This window comes from Virgibacillus profundi (assembly GCF_002287375.1).
Lineage (GTDB): Bacteria > Bacillota > Bacilli > Bacillales > Amphibacillaceae > Virgibacillus_K > Virgibacillus_K profundi.
In genome coordinates, this window is the sequence record NZ_NPOA01000020.1 from 1 (window position 1) to 22,807 (window position 22,807).

General features: G+C 36.3%; 23 protein-coding genes and 1 tRNA gene. 6 read left to right on the plus strand and 18 right to left on the minus strand.

The features are described 5' to 3' along the window. Nucleotides 1–881 precede the first annotated feature (881 nt). The 4 genes from CIL05_RS20260 to CIL05_RS20270 all read right to left on the minus strand — a co-directional run bounded on the left by CIL05_RS20260 (nucleotide 882) and on the right by CIL05_RS20270 (nucleotide 2,461). Nucleotides 882–1,265 (minus strand): VOC family protein, encoded by a 384-nt coding sequence (locus CIL05_RS20260; protein WP_095657356.1) that lies wholly within the window; start codon nucleotides 1,263–1,265, stop codon nucleotides 882–884. 104 nt (nucleotides 1,266–1,369) lie between these two features. After that, nucleotides 1,370–1,876, minus strand: coding sequence for a GrpB family protein (locus CIL05_RS20265; protein ID WP_095657357.1), 507 nt, complete (start codon nucleotides 1,874–1,876; stop codon nucleotides 1,370–1,372). After that, a complete protein-coding gene (locus CIL05_RS22845; RefSeq protein WP_276245361.1) occupies nucleotides 1,870–1,998 on the minus strand; it encodes a hypothetical protein in 129 nt (42 codons plus the stop codon). Before CIL05_RS22845 ends, CIL05_RS20265 begins: the two co-directional genes overlap by 7 nt. Before the next feature lie 37 nt (nucleotides 1,999–2,035). Beyond that, nucleotides 2,036–2,461 carry a hypothetical protein gene (locus tag CIL05_RS20270; RefSeq protein ID WP_095657358.1) on the minus strand — a complete coding sequence of 142 codons (426 nt, stop codon included), beginning with the start codon at nucleotides 2,459–2,461 and terminating at the stop codon, nucleotides 2,036–2,038. Between the two features lie 204 nt (nucleotides 2,462–2,665). Between CIL05_RS20270 and CIL05_RS22375 the strand changes: the two genes are divergently transcribed. Continuing rightward, on the plus strand, nucleotides 2,666–2,824 hold the full coding sequence (locus CIL05_RS22375; RefSeq protein WP_165769184.1) for a hypothetical protein: 159 nt from the start codon (nucleotides 2,666–2,668) through the stop codon (nucleotides 2,822–2,824). 641 nt (nucleotides 2,825–3,465) lie between these two features. Here the strand turns inward: CIL05_RS22375 and CIL05_RS20280 are convergent. After that, nucleotides 3,466–3,732 carry a hypothetical protein gene (locus CIL05_RS20280; RefSeq protein WP_095657360.1) on the minus strand — a complete coding sequence of 89 codons (267 nt, stop codon included), beginning with the start codon at nucleotides 3,730–3,732 and terminating at the stop codon, nucleotides 3,466–3,468. A gap of 1,257 nt (nucleotides 3,733–4,989) precedes the next feature. Continuing rightward, a complete protein-coding gene (locus CIL05_RS20295; protein ID WP_095657363.1) occupies nucleotides 4,990–5,919 on the minus strand; it encodes a fumarylacetoacetate hydrolase family protein in 930 nt (309 codons plus the stop codon). A gap of 128 nt (nucleotides 5,920–6,047) precedes the next feature. On the opposite strand from CIL05_RS20295, the gene CIL05_RS20300 reads away from it, so the two are divergent. Beyond that, complete coding sequence (locus CIL05_RS20300) at nucleotides 6,048–6,356, plus strand: helix-turn-helix domain-containing protein (protein ID WP_240510251.1); 309 nt, start codon at nucleotides 6,048–6,050, stop codon at nucleotides 6,354–6,356. Nucleotides 6,357–6,400: 44 nt separating this feature from the next. On the opposite strand, the gene CIL05_RS20305 is transcribed toward CIL05_RS20300, so the two are convergent. Then, on the minus strand, nucleotides 6,401–6,832 hold the full coding sequence (locus CIL05_RS20305) for a hypothetical protein (RefSeq protein ID WP_095657364.1): 432 nt from the start codon (nucleotides 6,830–6,832) through the stop codon (nucleotides 6,401–6,403). Between the two features lie 264 nt (nucleotides 6,833–7,096). Between CIL05_RS20305 and CIL05_RS20310 the strand changes: the two genes are divergently transcribed. Next, entirely contained in the window at nucleotides 7,097–8,032 is a 936-nt protein-coding gene (locus tag CIL05_RS20310) for a prenyltransferase (RefSeq protein WP_095657365.1), read from the plus strand. 39 nt (nucleotides 8,033–8,071) lie between these two features. Here the strand turns inward: CIL05_RS20310 and CIL05_RS20315 are convergent, their stop codons facing one another. Then, nucleotides 8,072–9,937 carry a DUF2207 domain-containing protein gene (locus tag CIL05_RS20315; RefSeq protein WP_095657366.1) on the minus strand — a complete coding sequence of 622 codons (1,866 nt, stop codon included), beginning with the start codon at nucleotides 9,935–9,937 and terminating at the stop codon, nucleotides 8,072–8,074. A gap of 84 nt (nucleotides 9,938–10,021) precedes the next feature. Beyond that, nucleotides 10,022–10,783 carry a type I 3-dehydroquinate dehydratase gene (aroD, locus tag CIL05_RS20320; protein ID WP_095657367.1) on the minus strand — a complete coding sequence of 254 codons (762 nt, stop codon included), beginning with the start codon at nucleotides 10,781–10,783 and terminating at the stop codon, nucleotides 10,022–10,024. A gap of 95 nt (nucleotides 10,784–10,878) precedes the next feature. On the opposite strand from aroD, the gene CIL05_RS20325 reads away from it, so the two are divergent. The 3 genes from CIL05_RS20325 to clpP all read left to right on the plus strand — a co-directional run bounded on the left by CIL05_RS20325 (nucleotide 10,879) and on the right by clpP (nucleotide 12,430). Next, entirely contained in the window at nucleotides 10,879–11,409 is a 531-nt protein-coding gene (locus tag CIL05_RS20325; protein ID WP_206207818.1) for a shikimate kinase, read from the plus strand. A gap of 142 nt (nucleotides 11,410–11,551) precedes the next feature. Next, nucleotides 11,552–11,627: transfer RNA gene (locus CIL05_RS20330), tRNA-Arg, on the plus strand. Nucleotides 11,628–11,839: 212 nt separating this feature from the next. Continuing rightward, nucleotides 11,840–12,430: an ATP-dependent Clp endopeptidase proteolytic subunit ClpP gene (gene clpP / locus CIL05_RS20335; RefSeq protein WP_095657368.1), complete on the plus strand. Its 591-nt coding sequence runs from the start codon at nucleotides 11,840–11,842 to the stop codon at nucleotides 12,428–12,430. 37 nt (nucleotides 12,431–12,467) lie between these two features. On the opposite strand, the gene CIL05_RS20340 is transcribed toward clpP, so the two are convergent. The 9 genes from CIL05_RS20340 to glpK all read right to left on the minus strand — a co-directional run bounded on the left by CIL05_RS20340 (nucleotide 12,468) and on the right by glpK (nucleotide 22,804). After that, the gene (locus CIL05_RS20340) at nucleotides 12,468–12,722 is read right to left on the minus strand and encodes an HPr family phosphocarrier protein (RefSeq protein WP_095657369.1); all 255 of its coding nucleotides are present in this window, start codon (nucleotides 12,720–12,722) and stop codon (nucleotides 12,468–12,470) included. A gap of 179 nt (nucleotides 12,723–12,901) precedes the next feature. After that, nucleotides 12,902–13,852 carry a DNA-binding protein WhiA gene (gene whiA / locus CIL05_RS20345; protein WP_095657370.1) on the minus strand — a complete coding sequence of 317 codons (951 nt, stop codon included), beginning with the start codon at nucleotides 13,850–13,852 and terminating at the stop codon, nucleotides 12,902–12,904. Between the two features lie 94 nt (nucleotides 13,853–13,946). After that, on the minus strand, nucleotides 13,947–14,909 hold the full coding sequence (gene mgfK, locus CIL05_RS20350) for a gluconeogenesis morphogenetic factor MgfK (protein ID WP_095657371.1): 963 nt from the start codon (nucleotides 14,907–14,909) through the stop codon (nucleotides 13,947–13,949). Nucleotides 14,910–14,911: 2 nt separating this feature from the next. Continuing rightward, on the minus strand, nucleotides 14,912–15,796 hold the full coding sequence (rapZ, locus tag CIL05_RS20355) for an RNase adapter RapZ (protein ID WP_095657372.1): 885 nt from the start codon (nucleotides 15,794–15,796) through the stop codon (nucleotides 14,912–14,914). A 36-nt stretch (nucleotides 15,797–15,832) separates the two neighbouring features. Further along, a complete protein-coding gene (locus CIL05_RS20360) occupies nucleotides 15,833–16,297 on the minus strand; it encodes an 8-oxo-dGTP diphosphatase (protein WP_095657373.1) in 465 nt (154 codons plus the stop codon). Between the two features lie 283 nt (nucleotides 16,298–16,580). Beyond that, entirely contained in the window at nucleotides 16,581–17,534 is a 954-nt protein-coding gene (gene trxB / locus CIL05_RS20365) for a thioredoxin-disulfide reductase (RefSeq protein ID WP_095657374.1), read from the minus strand. Nucleotides 17,535–17,803: 269 nt separating this feature from the next. Next, the gene (locus CIL05_RS20370; RefSeq protein WP_095657375.1) at nucleotides 17,804–18,805 is read right to left on the minus strand and encodes a tetratricopeptide repeat protein; all 1,002 of its coding nucleotides are present in this window, start codon (nucleotides 18,803–18,805) and stop codon (nucleotides 17,804–17,806) included. A gap of 621 nt (nucleotides 18,806–19,426) precedes the next feature. Further along, on the minus strand, nucleotides 19,427–21,094 hold the full coding sequence (locus CIL05_RS20375) for a glycerol-3-phosphate dehydrogenase/oxidase (protein WP_095657376.1): 1,668 nt from the start codon (nucleotides 21,092–21,094) through the stop codon (nucleotides 19,427–19,429). Between the two features lie 219 nt (nucleotides 21,095–21,313). Then, on the minus strand, nucleotides 21,314–22,804 hold the full coding sequence (gene glpK / locus CIL05_RS20380) for a glycerol kinase GlpK (protein ID WP_095657377.1): 1,491 nt from the start codon (nucleotides 22,802–22,804) through the stop codon (nucleotides 21,314–21,316). Between the last annotated feature and the right edge of the window lie 3 nt (nucleotides 22,805–22,807).

Consider the following 22,807-nt stretch of genomic DNA (forward strand, 5'->3'; position numbering starts at 1 on the left):
AAACTTATATGCTTTATTTTGTTTAGCCATATCAAATCATCTCGCTTCCGCCAGAATATATGTTCCCATTATATCATGATGAGGCATATTTGGCTATCACCAACCGAAATTCATCTCCCCTTACCGTCGGGATATGCCCTTCACGCGCTTGAAGTGAGAGACTTCTTTCGACAAAACGTTAAAAAGGAATCGATTATTTTCAATCTACATTATTCTATTTACAAAATCCGTTTTTTTATTTGTTAGGTTTTTAAAGATGAAACGTAAAGAAAAATAGAACAATATAAAGTTTGCAAATATGCCCATACCGACATTCCAACCCGTAATTCCTCCAGAGAATAGATTTGGAATAACGAATTTGGTCCCATTTTCAATATATAATGTTAGAAACGTAAATGGAAAACCATACGAATAGGCATATTTAGTCGTGTGTAAATGTGCAGGAGACACATCTGGAAATAATAATGATAAGAGAACAATAAGAATAACAGAAGTCCAGAGAATTTTTTGGTTAAATACCTTACCCCACCCTCTATTCCTATATAGAACAAAAATTAAGATAAATACACCAGCCAGTGCAGTCCAACCATATTTTTCTGCATTAACACCAATACTTGAAAGAATCAGGTGAGTAATTCCACCTAAAATTGCTGAAAGTATAAAAAATATAAAAATAAACCGTAGTGATTCTTACACTATTCTCACTTTTTCTCCCCCTTAAATCCATGTATAAAAGGAATAATTTCTTCTTAAAGTATCTGCCAGATAGCTCAACAGCCTTTTATTTAATATTAACATAATATTCCTAAAATTATTAGCAAAAGAAAAGACAATCAAAAACTTCTGATTGCCTTTTGAGTTACTTTTATTTCATCCTAAAGTTACTGCTGTATGATCTGAATCAGGTTGCCGCATGTATCGTCAAAGACTGCCAGGGTAGACTCGCCCATTTCTGTCGGCTCCATAAAAAACTTCACGCTTTGTTTCAATAATCTTTCGTACTCTTTACGAACATCTACAACGCCAAACATTGTTACTGGGATACCTTCAGCAAATAACTTTTTTTGATACTCTTTTGCGACTGGATGGTCATCCGGTTCAAGCAAAAGCTCGGTACCTTCTTGATCCTCAGGAGAAACAAGCGTTATCCACCTGAATTCTCCAGTGGGAACATCATGTTTTTTCACAAAGCCCAGGGTTTTTGAATAAAACTCCAGTGCCTTTTCTTGATCTTGTACGTATATACTGGTAACAATGATTTTCATACTATTTTACCTCCTTTAATAATTACGAAGTATGGTGCAATGCAACCCAAACTGCCATTTTTTCACAATGACGATAGAAGTTGCTGAAATGAAATTGTTATCATCTATAATTTTTCCAAGATCGATTTTACAAAATCAGTTTTCTCTTCTGCATATCTGTGTTTATTATTTTTATTTGTTTTTGATAATTTAAGTTTAAGTTGTTCATATTCAACCCTTGCTTTATCGTACTTTCTCAAATAATCTCTGAATTTCAGCTGTTCGAGTAAATATTTGTTCCCACTTTGGTACATGTGGATTTGATGGGTTCTTGGTTCACCTTTACTAAAATAATGTCTATCAGGTAAAATTTCCGTCCCTTTATATGAATAACCTATTTCTTCTAATGGTGATATACAAAATTCTCCCCCATTAAAATCATTGATTTCAATGGCTATATCAATAATTGGTTTTGCACTCAAATGTTTCACTGATGTACTTCCAATGTGGTGAACAGCGACTGTATAATTTCCTATTTTATTTTGTATTCTCTCTTTCTCCAATATAAACTCTCGTTCCCAATCCTCTGTCCAGGGTATTAAAAAAACCGCTCCCTTTGGTAATCCTAACATCTTACCCCTCCATTAATAATACCTTCTTGTTTTTCTAAGGAAGTTTCATTTTTGTTCTGTTGTAGTTGACCGCAAGCACTTATGATCAAAACTATTAAAAGAAATAATAATACTTTTTTCAACTAGCTCGCCTCCTTCAACCCCTTAATCAAACTTTGCTTAGTTCTTTCTAAAATAAGCAGTTAGTCCGAATACACCCCCGTAAAACAGCGACATCAACAATGAGTATGACCCATAACTTAGGTCAAATAAAATATTACCGCCAAATAAAGGCGTGATAAAGATTAGGTAAAAGGGATACTGTATTGATGCAATTACATCTAGAATACCATTACCAATCATAGCGTGTTCAAATGTGGTAATGACAAATACAATTACACCAGATATAACCCCTAACATTGAAAATATTTTCAATATCCTGCTTCCTTTTTTAGTGTACATTAGTAACAAGCCCATAAATAATATCGTTACAAGCGAGTTGAGAATATTCATATGTGAGTCAGGATATTTTAATGCAGGCATCAAATTTATTGAGAACGCCAACAGGTATGAGGCTATTACCAATATTAAGATTATATATTTCATATTAACTCCCCCTTTCATGATTCACATTTTAATACAAAATTTCCTATTTTTCCCAACCCATCAAAATTCCTTGTTGCATGAAAAAGATAACTTCCTTCTTCTGTTAAAGTACCCTTGAAGTTAATTCGCTTAAATATTCGGGTTATATTAAATGCTTTCTTGTAAATAATAAGATTGTTAAACAGGAAATGAAGGAGGATTTGTATGCAAAAAGATAAACAAGATAAAAAAAATTCGAGTTCCAGTATGAAGCCGGGATTCGCCGGGACGGAGGCGAAGAAGGTAAAACAGGAAATTCAGAAAGATATAAGCGAAGGACAAGGTGCAATGACTTCCCGAGAGGCAGGTGCAATGCGAGATTAAAAAACCACTAAGGGTGGTTTTTTAATCTTAAATTTCAATATGTAACACTGTACATCTTTCGTTTTGATTTGAAGAAGATGCTGAAACAAGCGATAGGAAGAGCTCCCCCTCTTGAAATTTTGCATCAGTAGTTACTTAAAAATGGAAAATTTACTTATCTTCAGCAGATTTCTCCTTTTTGGACAAATAAAACCATAAAAATAACATAGAAGTAGTAAAAATTAATGGCTTAAATTTCACCTCTATCTTAGCAACAAACTTCAAATACAATTGAAATATTAAAGTTAAAATCACTGCTATTGAGATAAAGTTAAAGATATGCTTTTCCGTAATAGTTATATTTTTAAACCTTATTTCCATCAAAGCACCCCTTTTGTTATTACTATTTATTCCGTCAGTTTAATTGCTATTCCTTTACATCTGTAAGCTCAAATGTTGGTATTACATTTAAATAACTGTCAAGCAATTCATCATACTCTAAAGCTTCAAAGGCGATATCAAAGGTAACTTCGTACACATGCCCGTCAACTTCTGTTAAAAACCAGTATTCTTCATAACCATCAAAAATGTAAAGTGGTCGCTCCTAAATTGTGAAAGTTTTTCTCTTACAACTGGGGGCCAAATGACATCAAGTCGGCCCATTATTCGAAATCCTTTTCAGAAAGAGATTTTAACAACTCCGAAGTCGTTATACCTTTTCCTTCCTCATACGCACTCTGACTTTCCCGAATCATTTGCCCAAGATGTGGGTTTCTTTCTATATCTGCTTTAATCGACTGTTCTGATTCTTCCTGTAACACTAATGTGAATTTGCCCTTCCCTAGTATAGAAAACTGAATAACAGAATTATCACGATTCATATCTGAAATGTATTTCATAAGCTCTTCTGAAGACTCAATTAAACCCATAATATCACCCCTAGTATAATTTAGTATTATGTTTTTGTCATATCACAATATAACTAAATATCTGAGTAAATTCTAAACTTACACATTACATATTCTTTTAGAAAATGTGACTCGTCCATATAACAAGGGGTTCTATTAGCCGTTTTGTTGAATTGTTTGCGGCATTTGATCTTGGGAAGGGAATCTCTCGGATTCTTCGCATCAGATGGACATTTTTTTAACATTTTTTCATTAAATTCTTTCGACATGTCAACATGATTTTATCATATCCGATCAAAATAAAAAAATCCCTCATGTATATTGTTTGTGTCAAGTGCTGATATACATTGATTCAAAATGGAGATGGAATGACACGAATTGAGAGCGATTCAATAGTCTGGGAAAAAAGTAGATTCATTTTTATTCTTTCAATATTCTATATGATAAATATTAAAATAAGTCTAAATTAATACCCTCTTTTTAATTTTTTGTTGATTCTTAATAACTTGAGATTTATACTAGTAGTAGAACCAGCAGGATTAGGTAATGCAATATCTGGAGTAGTAGTGGGTTATGTTGCAGATGTAGCAGCAAATATGATTGGTTCTGGTATTCATGATGTTTGGTTTGATGCAAGAACATTTTATAATGTCGATGACACATGTGAATTAAAAGATAGTGTACTAATTTATAAATACCCTGATTATACTGGCTTTTCAGGGACAACTACTAGACATTATAGAAATTGTAGGTGGTAGTAGAATTGTCTTTTCCCCTATTAGGTTTTGATATTTTTAATATAGGAGGTAATGACGTAAGCAAAATGGATATTCTTAAAAAACTTTTTAATTTGAATTCTTCTTTTAAAGGAATGATTCTTTTATTATCATACCTAATCCTATATACCATTTTTTCTCAGTACCTAAACAAATTCGATCCATCGGGAATGTCATTGTTGATTACTTCAGTTTTTGTGATCATTTACCTATGGTTTAAAATACTTTTATTTGACAATGTAAATAAAAAAAGAGAAACCATCTATTTAGTTATTTTCCTTATCTTATTTATGTTATCAGCATATATTACCTTCTTTTAACCATGGCTTTTCTTGACTTTTTAAATTGCGAAACTAATATGTATAAGGTGACTAGTAGTCGTACTGCTAACTAGTCGATAGCCCATCTAATAGGGAGTTGGGGCAGTTAGCAGGAGAAATCTTACTCCTGCATTTTTATTTTTTCTCTTCTATATTTCATTACGTATTGCTGCATTAGATCCCTACCCCTCAATCACCCTATTCTCCATCCGTCCAATCTTCTCAATTTCCAATGCTACAACATCCCCATCTTTCAAAAACTGTGGTGGCTTCATAGCGAAACCAACGCCATCAGGGGTTCCTGTTAATATAATATCTCCTGGCTTCAATGTAATTAGATTGGAAATGAATTCAATTAAATAAGGAATATCGAAAATTAAATGACTCGTATTCGAAGATTGCCGTTCTTCCCCATTTACATAGGAACGAATGGATAGACTGGCAGGATCTTCAATTTCATCTATCGTAACAACCCATGGCCCGATTGGTGTACTGCGGTCCAAGGTTTTCCCCTGTAGCCATTGTGGTGTACGTTTTTGCAGGTCACGTGCCGAGATATCATTTCCAATTGTGTAACCGGCAATATAATTTAAAGCATCCTCTTTACTAACATGTGAAGCTTCCTTACCAATTACAACAGCCAATTCAACCTCATAATCCAGTTTTTTCGTAAAAGAGGATTTTTCAATAGCATCATCCGGACCAATAATAGCATTGTTAAATTTAGCAAATAGAACCGGGAATTCCGGGATATCACTAGCCATTTCTGCCACATGATCAGCATAATTTTTGCCCACACAGATTACTTTTGAAGGATTGGGGTTTGGTGTATCTAAAATAATCTCTTCCTTAGTTAAAAAAACATCCTCCTCATTGTTTTCCTTTATGTAGTCATAGGCTTCTCTTGCCTTAGCAATAACACTTGAACCAATAGAATAAAATGATTCCGGACTTGCTGGGAAAATGTGATCAATTGTGTTAGAATCTTTTTCCTGTTTTGATAGTAACAATTTACGATAGGCGTCCTGAAGATCAATAACCTTTTCTTCAAACATACAGCCTATTCTGTAATCTCCTGGGCTATTCCTTAATTTGTAGCTTACCAGTTTCATATATACACCTCATTTGATATATTTCTGCTGTCTTTATTATATAATGTCTAGCGTATTTAATACAATTAATTGCGTGAATTTGTGTAATAATTTAAACTATTATTTAAAAGCATTTAGGGGGGAGTAAATTGGAAGTTTTTCCTATTGGTTACATTGCAATAGCATTTGGAATTGCAGCAGCGGGATATTTCATAGGTGAGGGACTCAAAAATTTTAAAAATGCGGATGGTAAGGACCTGATAAATAATTTATTCAATGAAGACGATGAGCATGAGTTAATTAAGGAAAAAGATGTACATCACTTTCTGGGTACTTCCAAAGAAGATGCCAGTCTATTAATAAGTGAGCATCCCGATGTGCCCCATGTAAAGTTAAATGGAAAAGTATATTTTCCAAAAGCGAAACTGCGTGAGTGGTTATTGAAAATGGGGGATTAGGGATAAAACAACAGCGAACAATGCAGAGGCACTGTTCGCTGTTGTTATTTTATTGAATTGTAAAAATCTATAATAAAGGTATTCCTAACCCTACCATTTTTTATTTCATAAACCTTATGACTGATCATAGCCTCTGTTTCATATGGTACGATAAAGTCCACCTTGTCACCTTCATATAAATAAATCATACTTGCACGCATTGGCATGTATGTGGACTGATCACCCGTGAGTCTCCTGAAATTCACCTGGTCAAAATGATTGATAAAAATCTCAATTTTATCTTTGTTCCTTGTACTTTTGTACCTGCCTTTGTTAATGGGATTACTTAACATTACTTTTGTTATGTTTTCAGGATTAACATCAAGGGTCTCCTCCAGGGTTTTTGTTCTGTAATCAGAGTTTTTAAACCCCAATACTGCCAGAATCAGTACAAGCACCAGAACAATTGAAGTAATCATTATATTTACTTTCCTCATACCACCTCTCCTCATCAGATAAACCTTGAGAAGCGAAAAAATTCACATCTTTGATGAAGATGGAATCTGATATAATTCCACCTGCTTCCATTATGAGGTATTTATCTAAAAAATTAATTGATGCAGGTCAATTTTTAGAGGAGAAATTAATAACATTTTTGTGAACATTTAAATTTATAATTTATCATTTACGTGATATATATCACATTTTAAAGTTTATTAAAGTTGTATGCTTAGTGTAACAAGGATAAAGGGGGTTTAATAATGGAAGTAAAAAGAACACATTTTGCTGATAATTTAAGCAATGACAGATTTTATTATCGGTTTTCCTGGTTCCACCTCACACGTCCCTTGACATTCACAGGTACGATCAGCCCCATTTTAGCTGGGACCGTACTTGCTGCATATAATGGTTCTATTCGTTATGATATATTATTAGCAATGCTAACGGCCACATTACTGATTCAAGCCGCAACCAATATGTTCAATGATTACTTTGATTTCCGAAGCGGCCAGGATCAGAATAAATGGGTAACGGCAAATTCAAATAAACCGGAATCGGGTCACGGACCTGCACACCACCTTATTCCATACGCTGCAGGTTCTCTATTAATGCTGGCAACTATAATCGGCTTATGGTTAGCACTAAATAGCAGTTTCTGGATTATTTTAATAGGAATAGCAGGCATAGCTGCAGGATATGCATACTCTGCAGGCAGACATTCCTTTTCTTCCATCGGTTTGGGAGAAGCTGTAGCAGCCATCTTTTTGGGTCTAGTTCCGGCAAGTCTTGCCTATATTATCCAGGGTAATTCTTTAAGCATTCAAATTCTCGCAGTAGCAATCCCATTTGCTTTAGCAATTGCCACAATGATTTTCACAAACAATCTGCGGGATATTGAAAAAGACCGGGAATTTCGAAGTACTGTTGTAATTAAGATGGGAAAAGCAAAAGCAGTCCAATTCTTGACATTACTGCTAGGCCTTACCTATTTATCTATTATATTATTAATTATTTTCCAAGTTACTACCTGGACCACAGGACTTACTTTATTCACTCTTCCACTGGCCATTCGACTTCGCTGGTCATTTCGAAAAAACGCAAAACGTACAGAGGAAATTGCTGCAATGAAATTAGCTGCACAGCATCACTGGTTGCTTAGTTTTTTATTTCTCATCGGTATGTTGTTCGGGCTGTAAAAAAAACGGGAAAGAGATTTTGGTCCCTTTCCCGTTTTATTAAAATGCACCTGCTCCCCCGCCACCAGTCGAGGAAGTAGTAGTTGTACTGCTGGAGCTTTGAACTACAACCGTGTATAGGGCAAGATTACTTGTACTGAAAGCAGTTGTTGCATAAACAGGATTATTTAATAATGGATAATATGCTTTTAATTGAGCAACATCATCCACTTTTCCACACTGTTCGCCGTAGCTTTCTCCAGCTCCTAAAATAATTGCGTACTCAAGTCTGCGCTCTATTTTATTTGGATCAGAACCAATTGGATAGCGTTTATTTTTGAATGAAGCATGCCCTGTTTTAATCGCATATTTCAATCTTCTTATATCTTTTCTCCAATAATATGCAGGCACAATCAATAGCGCCATGAGTGATAGGAAATAGAAAATCAATGTTAGAATAACTGCATTTGTTAAAGTGAATCCAATGGCTGTTATCAATAAAGTTATAAAATAATAACCTGCCAGTACAAATTTATTCCTGTTAAATAGTAAACTGACAACAGCTAATACCCCAACTATTGCAGGCAACACCCATTGTTCAGTTGGGCTGAGTATATCAATTGTCGTAAAATAGTAAAACAAGCCAAATGAGCTAATTACCAAAGGAATGGAGAAGAACGGGAATCCTTTGAACGGATTACGCAGATCCTGAAAACTTTCTCTACCCATTACCAAACCGGACCATTTATCAAAATTACTTTGAAATTCTTCTGCTTTTTCTTTTTTTACTTCATCCGATTCTTCTTCATTATCAAGAAGGGTTTCCAATAGAAAATAATTGCCATGTTTATCTTTTTCCGTAAATATCCAGTTTCTCAAGTAAGTGTCAGCCATATCAATCGCAGCATCTTTTTTGATCCAGGTAAAACGGAATGTACTATCTTTTTCTTTTAATTCTGATGGGACTTCTTCAAGGCTTATGACCCCACGCTGTTTTAAAGAAAACAATGCGGCAATAAAACTTTCATTCGGTAATTGTAAATACCCATTCAGATATTTAACAAATAATGGGTCTGTCTTTTCAAGTGTTCTCAGCAATCCATCTACGCTTCTTTCACCGCGATAGCGATTAGGATGTACAATAAGTAAAAATATTGTTGCTACTATAACAGCACCTAATAATAACCACAGGATTGGAACAACTTTTTCCATATTTGCCTGAAGATTTTCTCCCCGCTCAGCCAATTCACGTTCTTCTGCTAATATCTCTTCTTCCATCATCTTATCTTTATCCAGCTCCATAGCACCGAGCCGTTCTGCAGGAAAGATATAACGAATCATGGAGGTTTCACCAGCATTCAACACTGAGTTTGTATAGTGAATACCGTTTTCCATTGCCGTAATTTTTCCTGTTTTATCTTCATGCAGAAAGTAATGTGTTGCATCCGTTACATTACGTGCTGGTGTATGAATGGAAATTTCCACATTATTTAAATCTGTTTCATTGGACTCATCAAAAAAGGCATACTCCAGCTCTGCTACATCTGCATATTTCTTTACAGAACCTTCCACTTGATAGCTATACATTACCTGCTTCGTTTCATCTGTTGAATCAGAATAAATCTTAAATGCTCCATCTTCTTCCTCAGTTGTCAGAGAGTCAAGACTTTCTGTTGAAATAGTTGGATCATTATTTTCTGTAAGATATGCATTAAAATTAGACACATCTGACTCGATTGAACGGGTCATTCCTTCATATGAACCATTAAAGGTATATGTAAAAACTTCCCGAACATGCATAACTCCATCCTCGGCAATACGTGCATCAATGGTTACATTATCAATTGAAAATGAATCCTCTTCTGAACAGGCTGTTATAATGAATAATAAAAACAGCAATATAATTGCAGTTAGAAATTTTTTCATGCTTTTAGACCTCCTAAATGTAGTACGGCTAAAACCACATGATAGTTTCACAATACAAGGAAAAGCTGAGAACACCTTTCAGCCTTACTGTGCTTTATGGATAATATTCAATACATCTCTTAAATCGTCAACAGCTATTTGACCTGGTGCAGAGGCTTGTTTTCCAATACCGAATGTTGCAGCAGAGCCAAAGACTTCTCCTCCTATTCGACTGATAACACCTAAGCTTCCCATTGCCATTGTAATAATCGGACGATCTGCATAGTTTGATCTCATGATATCCGTAGCTTCAAGCAGTGTTAGTACGTCACTTATATTTGTTGGCATTACAGCAATTTTCGGGATATCTGCACCTAAATCTTGCATAGATCTGAGTCTTTTAATAATCTCATCTTTTGCCGGAGTTTTCTCAAAATCATGATTGGACATAATAACGTAAACATTATTGTCCTTAGCTTTTTGCATAAGATCTTTTAAATTTTCCTCCTGTGAAAACAATTCTATATCAATAAGATCTATTAAATTGGATTGTATGGCAGTTGAAAGCAGTTCATGATAATATAGATCTGTAACCTGTTTATTTCCGCCTTCCCTGTGGCTCCTGAAAGTGAAAAGTATTGGTATCTCTGAAAGCTGTTCTCTTAACAATGAAAGTATCCCTTTGATTACTTCCAAATTCTCTACACTATCAAAAACATCTGCTCGCCACTCTACAATATCCGGTTTTAATATTATTACTTCTTTAACTTCCTCCATTAACTCTATTTCATTTTTCCCCATTAAAGGTACAATAACTTTAGGAGGTCCTTCACCTATTTTGATATTTTTTATTTGAATCCTGTTCATTGCAATAACTCTCCTTTGAAGGTAGCATATCTTTTATACTATTATACTTTTATTATTTAAAAAAGAAATATTACTGGATTGAAAAGAGGATAAAGATGATGAATAATGTTCCACTAAAAGAAAAAAGTATTGTTCTGATTGGTTTTATGGGGGTGGGAAAAACTACTATCGGCCAAGCTATTGCAAAGAAATTGCAACGAGAATTTATTGATATTGATGAAAAAATTGAAAAAGAATACCACATGCCGACTTCAGATATTTTTAAAAGATACGGAGAAAAGACTTTCCGAAAAAAAGAGAAAGATATGATTGAACACTTTTCCATGCAAAAGTTTAAAGTCATTTCTGTTGGTGGTGGTGCGTTTTTACAAAAGGAAATTCGGGATATCTGCTTAGCTGAATGCATTGTGGTTTTTCTTGATTTAACGTGGGACTCCTGGAAAGAGAGAATTGCTTTACTAATTGACAGTCGTCCCGTACTGCAAGGGAAATCTATCGATGAAATCAAGGAACTTTATTATAGTAGACAACCTATTTATAAGGAAAACCACTTGAAAATTCAAACTGATGATTTGGATACGGAGGAAGCTGCGGATGCCATCATTGACTCATTAAAAACAACATAGGCATATATTCAAAAACAAGGGACAATATTCCTTGTTTTTGTACTTATTGATATCATTTCATACGGAGTTTAAAATTTCCCACCTGAAATTACTTGTATAAATACTGTACAAGCGTTATAATATTCTTTGTGAATAAAATAATGCGCCCATAGCTCAGTCGGATAGAGCACTGGTTTCCGGTACCAGGTTTGTCGGGGGTTCGAATCCCTCTGGGCGCGCTTAAATAGGAAGGCATGGGTTAAAGAAAATGATTACCCTTGTCTTTTTTTATGCAGGTTTATTTTTTGGATAGTTGGGAAAAATAAGAAGTATGTTTTGATTAGAAAATTGTTGACCGTTTTTGTTTGACCTTCATTGACCTTTTAGTTATGATAAAAATAGATCCAATAATTATGGATGAACGTATTCGAAATAAGGGAGGATTTTAAACATGAATTTAATACCTACAGTTATTGAACAGACGAACCGTGGAGAGCGCGCCTATGATATTTACTCACGTTTACTGAAAGACCGTATCATCATGCTTGGCAGTGGAATTGATGATAATGTAGCAAACTCAATTGTTGCACAATTATTATTCCTTGAAGCAGAAGATCCGGACAAAGATATTTCATTGTACATTAACTCACCAGGTGGTTCTATCACAGCAGGTATGGCTATTTTTGATACGATGCAGTTCATTAAAGCTGATGTATCAACCATTTGTACTGGTATGGCAGCATCTATGGGAGCATTTTTGCTTGCTGCTGGTGAAAAAGGAAAACGTTTTGCACTTCCAAACAGTGAAGTAATGATTCATCAGCCATTAGGCGGAACTCAAGGACAAGCAACCGACATTGAAATCCATGCACGACGCATTATTGAAATGAAGAAGAAAATGAATCAAATTCTTGCCGAGAGAACAGGTCAGCCACTGGAAGTAGTTGAACAGGATACAGAACGTGATAACTTTATGACAGCTGAAAGATCTGTAGAATATGGATTGATTGATAAAATTTTAAGACGTAATACAGATAAGTAAACAAAAAATCCCTTTCATAAAAATGAAAGGGATTTTTTTATGGATTTGAAACAAATGACATTAAATGATTTAATGCTATTTCTTCATCCGGGCCATCAGCGGTTATTGTAATAACTTCTCCTTTGATTATAGCCAAACTCATCAGCCCCATAATACTTTTTGCATTTACTTTTTTACCATCCTTTTCAAGAAACAAATGTGCAGAATAACGATTTGCCTCCTGAACAAATTGCGCAGCTGGCCTTGCTTGTAAGCCTGTATCCAGTTCGATTTTGACGGATTTCTCAACCAATTCGCTCATCCTCTCCAATTAACGTAAACGCTACCAAAACATAATAATTATAATCGACAGCGATGGTAATCCATTAGGACAGCCATTACTGCCGATATGAGATATCATTAAAATAGTAAATTAATTCACAAAATAATTATATCATGTATTTAACTTTAATTAAATGATTACACAAAATATTACTTACTCTCTAATGCCCCACCACTTCTGAGTTTATCAGCAAAATCATCGATCTTTTTCAAGCGGTGGTTCACACCGGATTTGGAAATTTTCCCAGTGGTAACCAATTCACCTAACTCTTTCAATGAAACGTCCTGATGCTGTACACGCAGCTTGGCTATTTCCTGTAATTTTTCCGGAAGTTGATCAAGCCCAACGGTTTCATCGATCAAATTAATATTTTCAATTTGGCGAAAAGCAGCGCCAATTGTTTTATTCAAATTTGCTGTTTCGCAATTCACCAGCCGATTAACAGAGTTACGCATATCGCGAACAATTCGTACATCCTCAAATTTAAACAGGGCATTATGGGCACCTATGATATTAAGAAATTCAGTGATCTTTTCTGCTTCTTTTATATAAACAATGTATCCATTTTTACGTTCCAATGCCCGTGCACGAAGATCAAACTTGTTTAATAATTCACATAATGCTTCATTATGTTCATGATAAAAGTTGGAAATCTCCAAATGATAGGATGATGTTTCCGGGTTATTGATTGATCCACCAGCTAAAAACGCTCCACGTAAATAAGATTTGTTACAGCATTTTTTTGCCAGATACTTTTGGGAAATTGTCCGATTGAATTTATAAGGTTCCTGTAAAATGTCCAATTCAGATAAGAGGTCACCCACACCTTTCTTTAAACGAACAATATATACATTATTTTTCTTCAATTTCATTTTTTTGCGGACAAGCAGTTCAACCGGAAACGTATAAATCGATTTGATCAATGTATAAATTCTTCGTGCAATCGCTGCATTTTCTGTTTGGACATCTAATGTATAATCATGTCTCGATAAGGAGATAGCTCCATTCATCCGAATTAATGCAGCAAGCTCAGCCTGTGTGCAGCAATCATCTAATTCTATCGTAGTTAATTCTTTCTTTATTTCTGAAGCAAAGGACATTCCTTTTTCCCTCCTTTACTGTTTTTAGTTAAACTAATTCTATCTTATGCCGAATGGAAATATACTCTTTTTCCACGGGCAAGTGCCTGGCCTTCTAATTTGTTTTCATAATAGAATAAAGTAATTTGGCAATTTTATTTGTATCATGCCTTAATGTGGATTGGGAATGATTGATGATATCTCCTTCAATAATTTCGAGTCCCATGTCTAATAAACGTTCTGTATCATAAATTACCGGCTCGGCATTTTCTTCTGCATATACTGCACGCACTGATCTTTTAATTGGTTCATTGTGGACAACGATACCGCCAACACATCCCTCACCAATATGATTACTTATGGCTTTCACATGATCTGATGCTGTATAATCTGTTGTTTCCCCAGCTTGAGTCATTACATTACAAACATAAATGACCTTGCCCTTTGATTCCTTAATCGCAACATCAATTTTAGGGATAATCAAGTTTGGTAAAATGCTTGTATATAAACTACCTGGAGATATAACAATTAAATCAGCTTTTTTAATAGCCCGTATAGCGTTTGGCAGTGGCTCGACAGGCTGTGGACTTAGAAATACACGCTCTATTTGTTTATTCGAAAGTGGGATATTGGATTCTCCGGATATAATGGAACCATCCACCATTTTTGCATGTAAAGACATACTCTCATTTGAAATCGGGAGAATCTTTCCTTTCACATTGAGTACACGTGAAATTTCTTTTATACCTGTATAAAAGTCACCCGTAATCGATGTCATGGCTGCAAGCAGCAGGTTTCCCATCGAATGGCCTGATAATCCATTGCCAGCTACAAATCGATGCTGAAAAAGCTCTACAAGCATCGGTTCTGCATCAGATAATGCAGCAATCACATTACGAATATCCCCTGGTGCAGGTATTGCCATTTCACTACGCAGTCTTCCGGTACTACCACCATCATCAGCTACAGTAACCAGTGCCGTTAAATGAATTGGCAGGTTTTTTAAACCGCGTAGGAGAACCGGCATTCCAGTTCCACCACCTATAACGACGACACGTGGCTGCTTTTCCTGTTTCATAATTAATGTCCCTTTCTTTTATCAATATCGCGATGTGTAATATGGGTTGTATAACCTGAAGACAGTTCTTTTGCAAAGTACTCCGAAAGTGCTACCGAACGATGCTGTCCACCTGTACAGCCAATTGCTACCACCAGCTGTGATTTGCCTTCTTTTTTATATTGCGGAAGCATGAACCGTAATAGATCCAGTACCTTTTCATTAAATTTTTCCGTATCAGACCATTTAAATACATAGGAAGACACTTCTTTATTTAAGCCGGTTAGTGGCTGTAGATGTGTAACATAATGAGGGTTTGGTAAAAATCGAACATCGAATACCAAATCTGCATCTATCGGCAATCCATATTTGAAGCCAAATGATACCATATGAACAGAAAAGATTTCCTGTTTTTTCTCCGTATAAATCTTCAGCATTTTCTCACGTAATTCCTTCGGTTTCAAATCGGTTGTGTCAATAATTCGCTGTGCTCTTCCCCGAAGCTCATCAAGAATCTCTCTTTCCTGCTGAATACCGGTAAGCGGCAAACCACCGACAGCCAATGGATGTGACCGTCTAGTTTCTTTATATCTGCTGACAAGCTGCTCATCCTTTGCATCCAGAAAAAGAATGTGCTCCTGTAACCAGTCTGCTTCTCCTAAAATATCCAATGCTTCAAACAATGAATCAAAAAATTCACGTCCGCGTAAATCCATTACAAGTGCTACTTTACGAATATTATTAGTGGAATCTTTCATAAGCTCCAGAAATTTAGGAAGCAATGTTGGTGGTAAATTATCTACACAGTAATAGCCCAGATCCTCAAAGCTTTGAACCGCAACCGTTTTTCCTGCTCCGGACATTCCTGTGATCACTACTAATTTTGTTTCCTGTTCTCCGTTTCTCATCATATCTCCCCCTTGTATAAAAATATAGATCTTTAATTAATTATTGAATGGATCTAATTGTGCTTCCAGCAGTTCATAACCCTCTGTATAGGAAAAAGCACCATATAAAATAGCTTTGGAAGTCAGAACATGCTCATAGATCTCCCGGTCCCCTTCCGCCATTGGCAAATTCTTTATATTTTCAAGCGGGATCCATTCCAGTTCTCCCTCTTCACAATAGTCGGTAAGCTTTCCTTCATACGATTTACAAATAAACGTAAACATCATCCATTCCTGAATAATGCTCTGATTTTTATAAATCGAAAATGTAAAAGCCCCTATTAATTCGGGATCCTGCAATCTTAACGCAGTTTCTTCTCTATATTCTCTGATGACTGATTCTTTAATGGATTCTCCTTGCTCCATTTTCCCACCAGGTATTGCATACCAGCCTCTCCGTGGTTTCTTTAGTAATAATGCATGATTATTATCTATTACTATGCAGTTTGTTACTCGCTGCATACCTCATTCACCCCGATCATCTTAGGCATCATTACTACCATTATACAATGAAAAATTCAGAAGCAACAAGAATAAGATTTTCCCAGTGGTATCTCGACAAATTAGGACAGGTTCTATGTTTTAAAATCAAAAAAAGGCACAGGCGCCATGCACCTGTGCAAGAAACTAATCTATCTATTAAAAGGGGGTCAATTAGTTAATTACATTGTACCCTAAAATTGTTGCGAGCGTGTTACAACAGCGTTAAAAAGCAGTTACTAAAGTAAAAAAATATTCATATTTATTATGAATTTGTTGCTTTTAGTTTTTCTGCCAGGTTTTCTACATACTTTATTGCCTCTTCTGCAGCGATACTTCCATCACCTGTTGCTGTCACAATTTGTCGAAGTGTTTTTTCACGAATATCTCCTGCTGCAAAAACTCCCGGGATATTCGTTTCCATATTTTCATTCGTTGGAATATAACCTTCCCCATTTGTTATACCAAGTGACTTGAATGGCTCACTTAATGGCACCATTCCGATATAAACGAATACTCCATCGATTGGATATTCATTTGCTTCCCCTGTTTTATTATTTTTAAGGGAAACACTCTTCACTTTACCATCAGGTCCATTGATTTTTTCAACTACAGTATCCCAGATAAAGTCAATTTTTTCATTATCAAATGCACGCTCCTGAATGATCTTCTGAGCACGTAATTCATCACGACGGTGGACAATGGTTACTTTATCGGCAAAACGGGTTAAATAAATACCCTCTTCCACAGCAGAGTCCCCTCCACCGATTACAACAAGATTTTTCTGTTTAAAAAATGCACCATCACAAACGGCACAATAAGATACACCACGACCGCCCAGTTCTTCTTCACCGGCAATTCCCAGTTTTTTAAATTGGGCTCCTGTTGTAATAATAAGTGCTTTTGTTTTGTATTCCTTTTTACCAGCAATAACCGTTTTATAATCCCCATGGTCAATAACTTCCTTAATATCACCATAGGCATATTCAGCACCAAATTTCTTTGCATGCTCAAACATATTATTTGATAAATCCGGTCCTAAAACATGGTCAAATCCAGGATAGTTCTCAACATCTTCTGTATTAGCCATTTGACCACCCGGAATTCCACGTTCAATCATTAATGTATCCAAATTTGCACGGGAAGCATAAACAGCTGCAGTCATCCCAGCTGGTCCAGCCCCTGCAATAATTACATCCAACACACGATCTTCGGACATGTTAATCGCCCCTTTTCCTACTTTGTTTTTCCATATTCAAGCTTATAAGAATGAGTCAGTTTCGTCTAATATTATGCTTATAGAAGATGTTCAAAAAGTCCGGTAAAAATGACACATCGAATTTCTTCGTTGGCTTGCTTTTCGCTCCTCACGTATTAATTGCATACGTTCCGGTGCTCAAAGCTACACCGCCTCGAACTTCTCGGTCCTTTTTATCCTCCCTTTTGAACTTGCTCTTATAAAAGCTATTTTACGGAAACTTACTTGCGTTATTCCTGCCAAGGCACTTCTTCCATAGCCAGGTTGGGGAATTTTTTGCATCCTTCCTTCCATATGATAAGCGCTTTTGAAGGCTCACCATGATGAAATGCAGCAATGCTGTACCATCTGAAATAAGAAGGATGACTTTTTACAGTTCCTTTATTTAGTGACCGGAATCGATTGCAGGCTTCATTATAATATGCCGTTCTTGCCATCGTTACCGCAATTCGTAACTTTTGCTGTTCATGAATAGGATATACGTTTAGTAATGCCTGAATATTTTTTTCATATTCCTGTTTCTGCCCTAATTGATAATAAAATAATGCTAAATTAGTATGGCTGTATAAAGAATTAGGATCTTCCTTGATAATATCCAGTTCCATTTCAACTGCTTTCTCTTCATTTCCTGAAAAGAATAATGCATGCGTATAATCATGCTTCGCCATTTTATGTTCTGGAAAAACGATCATCATTTCTTCAATGAGTGGAATTGCTTTTTCCCACTCCATGTTTTCCATATGATAAAAGACAGTTTCCTGGTAGATAAGAAGTTCATCTTCATCCTCAAGATCCCAGTCGCTTTTCTCGTCATCTTCATCAATATCAATCAAATCCAATAAGCTTTCCGCTTCTTCGGAAAAATCGCCATCCGACTCTTTATCAAGATATGTTAGTGCGTATTTTTTGGCATCATGTAATAAACCTAAATGCGCATAATTATTCGCTAATAGGTAATAGCAGTCTACATATTCTTCTGATTTCAGTACATTTGTCAGCAGTTGATTGGCTGTATGATATGCTCCAACTTCTGTATATATAATTGACATTTGGCATTGATATAATGGGTCATTCGGTTTAGCTTCTGTCGCTTTTCTTAACCATTTAATTGCAATGTCAAACTTTCTTTTTTGAAAAGCCTCTACACCTTTTGTGAAATAAAAGTCACCTTCAGGAATAAAAGGGATAACATTATTTTGTTTACTATTATATTTTAAATTTCCCTGTTGCATGCATATCCCCCTAAAATTCGCTATATCCGAACAAATTATATCATATTTGTATGGGGAATAATATAGTATTTTAGCTTAATATATCGTAAAAGCAAGATACGTGTTAGATGCCTTTGATAACCGAATCGCTTGCTTAACTCCAGAAACCTGCAACATTTATTATTCAAGCTGTTTTGTCATAAAAAATATAAACTACGACGTATGCGCTTGGTTATTTTCCGCTGCGGACCGTTGCGGACCTTAGGGCACGGCTTCAGTCTCCTCGAGAAAATACTCTGCGGGGTCTTCAGACACGTGCTTTTCCCGCAGGAGTCAACGGTCCTCCGCTCCAAACAACCGCATAAATGTGCAAGTATTTGTTTAAATTAATCAAGAATTTTTTTTAAATTTTAAAGCACAATTCCAGCGGAGGAAACACATTGAAGACTCCTGCGGGAGGAAAGGCATAGGTGAGACCCCCGAGTGCGTAGCACGAGGAGGCTCACCAGCCGCCCTAAGGTCCGCGAAATGTGTTTCCGTAGCGAATTCCTGCTCTCAACCAGCGTTTGCAAATGAATTTTCACGGTGTCGCATTTTCTGTCCACTGCGATGATTAAAAAGTAACAAAACTTATAAAAAGAGTCATTTTCTAACAGGTGTCACTGCATCATGGAGCAATTGATCTAATTCCTCTGTATAATTCACTTTTTGGTCGTCCGTCCATTGTAATGCTTTACTCATATAATTAATTACATGCTCTTTATGATCTCTCACCCAGTTAATTTCAAAAAATAATGCACCGGTTCTTCTTACAAAGAAATCTGCGGGTTTGTAAGTGAGTTCATATTCCAGAGCGTATACAAGCTCTGCAAAAACGACTGGGTCAATACTTTCCTTTTCTGCATCATCCTGCTTATTTTGATATATTTCAAAAATCGTACCGACATTTGCGCCATATCTTTGGATGATTCTCAATGCTGTTTCTTCATCTATACCCAACGTTTTTGCTTCCAGTACTTTACGATCCTTGAATTGTTCAAATCCTTTTGAACCGCCAACCTCACCACCGGCAATAGGCAGATGTTTCGTATCAGATCCGGAATAGAGAATTCCTTCCTCTTCTTTAAATTGCTTAACAACTGTATCGATAGCTTCCTGAGCCATTTTCCGATAACCAGTCAGCTTCCCACCTGCCATTGAGATCAACCCGGAATCCGAAATAAAAATCTCATCTTTACGGGATATTTCACTTGGATTATCTGTATCCTCCGCTGCAATCAACGGCCGTAGTCCTGCCCAACTGGACTCCACATGATCAGCTTTCATATTTAATGAAGGGAACATGTAATTTATAGCATCCAGCAAATAATCACGGTCACTTTCTGTCAGCGTTGGATGGGCAATATCCCCATCATATGTAGTATCTGTTGTGCCTACATATGTTTTATTATCCCGGGGTATTGCAAAGATCATTCTTCCATCAGGTGTATCGAAATAGATTGCCTGCTGCAATGGGAATAATTCTTTTGGAAAAACCAGATGTGCCCCTTTGGTCAGATGTAATGATTTCCCTTGTTTCGATCCATCGATTTCTCTTAAATCATCAACCCATGGGCCGCCAGCATTTATTATTTTTTTAGCATAAATATGATGTTTTTCTCCACTGATTTCATCCTGGGTGACTACGCCGGTTACTTTATTGGAATTATCGTAAATAAAATCAATAACTTTTGCATAGTTAACAGCAGTTACCCCTTTTTGAACTGCTTTTTTTAGCACTTCAATCGTTAAACGGGCATCATCTGTTTTATATTCTACATAATAGCCGGCACCTTTTAGATCCTCTTTTTTAATCAGTGGTTCTTTTTGTAAAGCTTCTTCAGGGCTGAACATGGTACGACGTTCATTTTTTTTAACACCCGCTAGAAAGTCATATACACGTAAGCCGATATTCGTTGTGAAAGGACCGAAATTACCTCCTTTATGAAATGGAAGCATCATCCACTCCGGCGTTGTTACATGTGGTCCATTTTCATATACGATTGCCCGTTCCTTTCCTACCTCTGCAACCATTTTAACTTCAAATTGTTTTAAATAGCGCAGCCCTCCATGGACTAGCTTTGTCGAACGGCTGGAGGTTCCCGCAGCAAAATCCTGCATCTCAACAAGACCCGTTTTTAAACCACGAGTTGTTGCATCCAAGGAAATACCAGCACCTGTAATTCCACCACCAATAACTAATACATCCAATTGCTTATTTTCTAACTTTTTAAATATATCCGTTCTTTTGTAGCTCGAAAATAAAGTCATTCCATTACACTCCCTGTTTTTTCACTATTGTCTATACATATAGATACCCTAAAACCGACTGACCCATGTATGTTTCGACTGTTTCATGGAAAATAAAAAGAACCGCAAAACTCACTAATGCTTTTTCACATTAGGGGGTTGCGGTTCTCCAATTCTCCGTCCAAAGTTATATTAACTTAGATTAAATATATCATATCTTAAGCTTCAGGTACAGTAATTCTACTTGAAAGCCTGTGCTGCTTTAACAGCCTTTTTCCATCCACCATATAAATTATTTTGTTCTTCCTCTGATAAATCCGGTTCAAATGTTTTCTCAATCTTCCACTGGCTGGCAATTTCTTCTTTACTTTTCCAATATCCCACAGCTAATCCTGCCAAATATGCAGCACCTAATGCCGTTGTTTCACTAATAACAGGCCGCTCTACAGGTACATCCAGCATGTTACTTTGAAATTGCATAAGAAAATCGTTTTTTACCGCCCCACCATCAACACGGAATTTTTTTACATCGATACCGGAATCTTTTTTCATGACATCGACTACATCACGTGTTTGATAAGCAAGTGATTCCAATGTAGCCCGGACAAAATGTTCTTTCTTTGTACCGCGGGTCAAGCCAAAAACAGCACCACGAGCATCACTATCCCAATAGGGTGTGCCAAGGCCAACAAATGCCGGTACAACATAAACGCCGTCCGTTGAATCTACTGCTTTTGCCAATGGCTCGCTCTCAGAAGAACTGTTTATTAGCTTCAGTCCATCCCGAAGCCATTGAATGGCAGATCCTGCAACAAATATACTTCCTTCTAAAGCATATTCCACTTTACCATCAACGCCCCAGGCAATGGTTGTAAGCAAACCATTCTCGGATTTAATTCCTTCCTCTCCAGTATTCATCAACATAAAGCAGCCTGTTCCATAGGTGTTTTTTGCCATTCCTTTTTCAAAGCAGGCCTGTCCGAACAATGCGGCCTGCTGATCTCCTGCGATTCCGGCTATCGGTATTTCGTGACCAAAGAAATGATAGCTCACGGTATTTCCGTATATCTCTGAGGATTGTTTTACCTCAGGCAGCATCGAACCGGGAACATTGAGAATTTCAAGCAATTCATCATCCCATTTCAGGTCATATATGTTGTACATCAATGTTCTGGAGGCATTGGAATAATCTGTAATATGCTCTTTGCCACCTGTTAATTTATATACTAGCCATGTATCGATCGTTCCAAATAAAAGATCTCCATTTTCGGCTTTCTCTCTCGCTCCATCAACATTATCCAGAATCCACTTCACTTTTGTTCCGGCAAAATAAGGATCAATTAACAGACCCGTTTTTTCTTTAAAAATATCAGTATGTCCAGCTTCACGGAGCTCATTACAAATTCCTTGAGTTTGTCTGGATTGCCATACAATGGCTTTATAAATCGGTTTCCCTGTATGCTTATCCCATACTACCGTTGTTTCACGCTGGTTTGTAATTCCTATCCCGGCAATATGCTCCGGATCAATATCGCTTTTCCTAAGTACATCAGAAATACAGGCAAGCACCGATGTCCAGATTTCATTGGCATCATGCTCCACCCAGCCGGGTTTTTGAAAAATTTGTTCGAATTCCTTTTGACCTGTTTCAACTATTTCACCATCATGATTAAAAATAACTGCACGAGAACTAGTTGTTCCCTGGTCAAGTGCCAGAATATATTTTTCCATGAA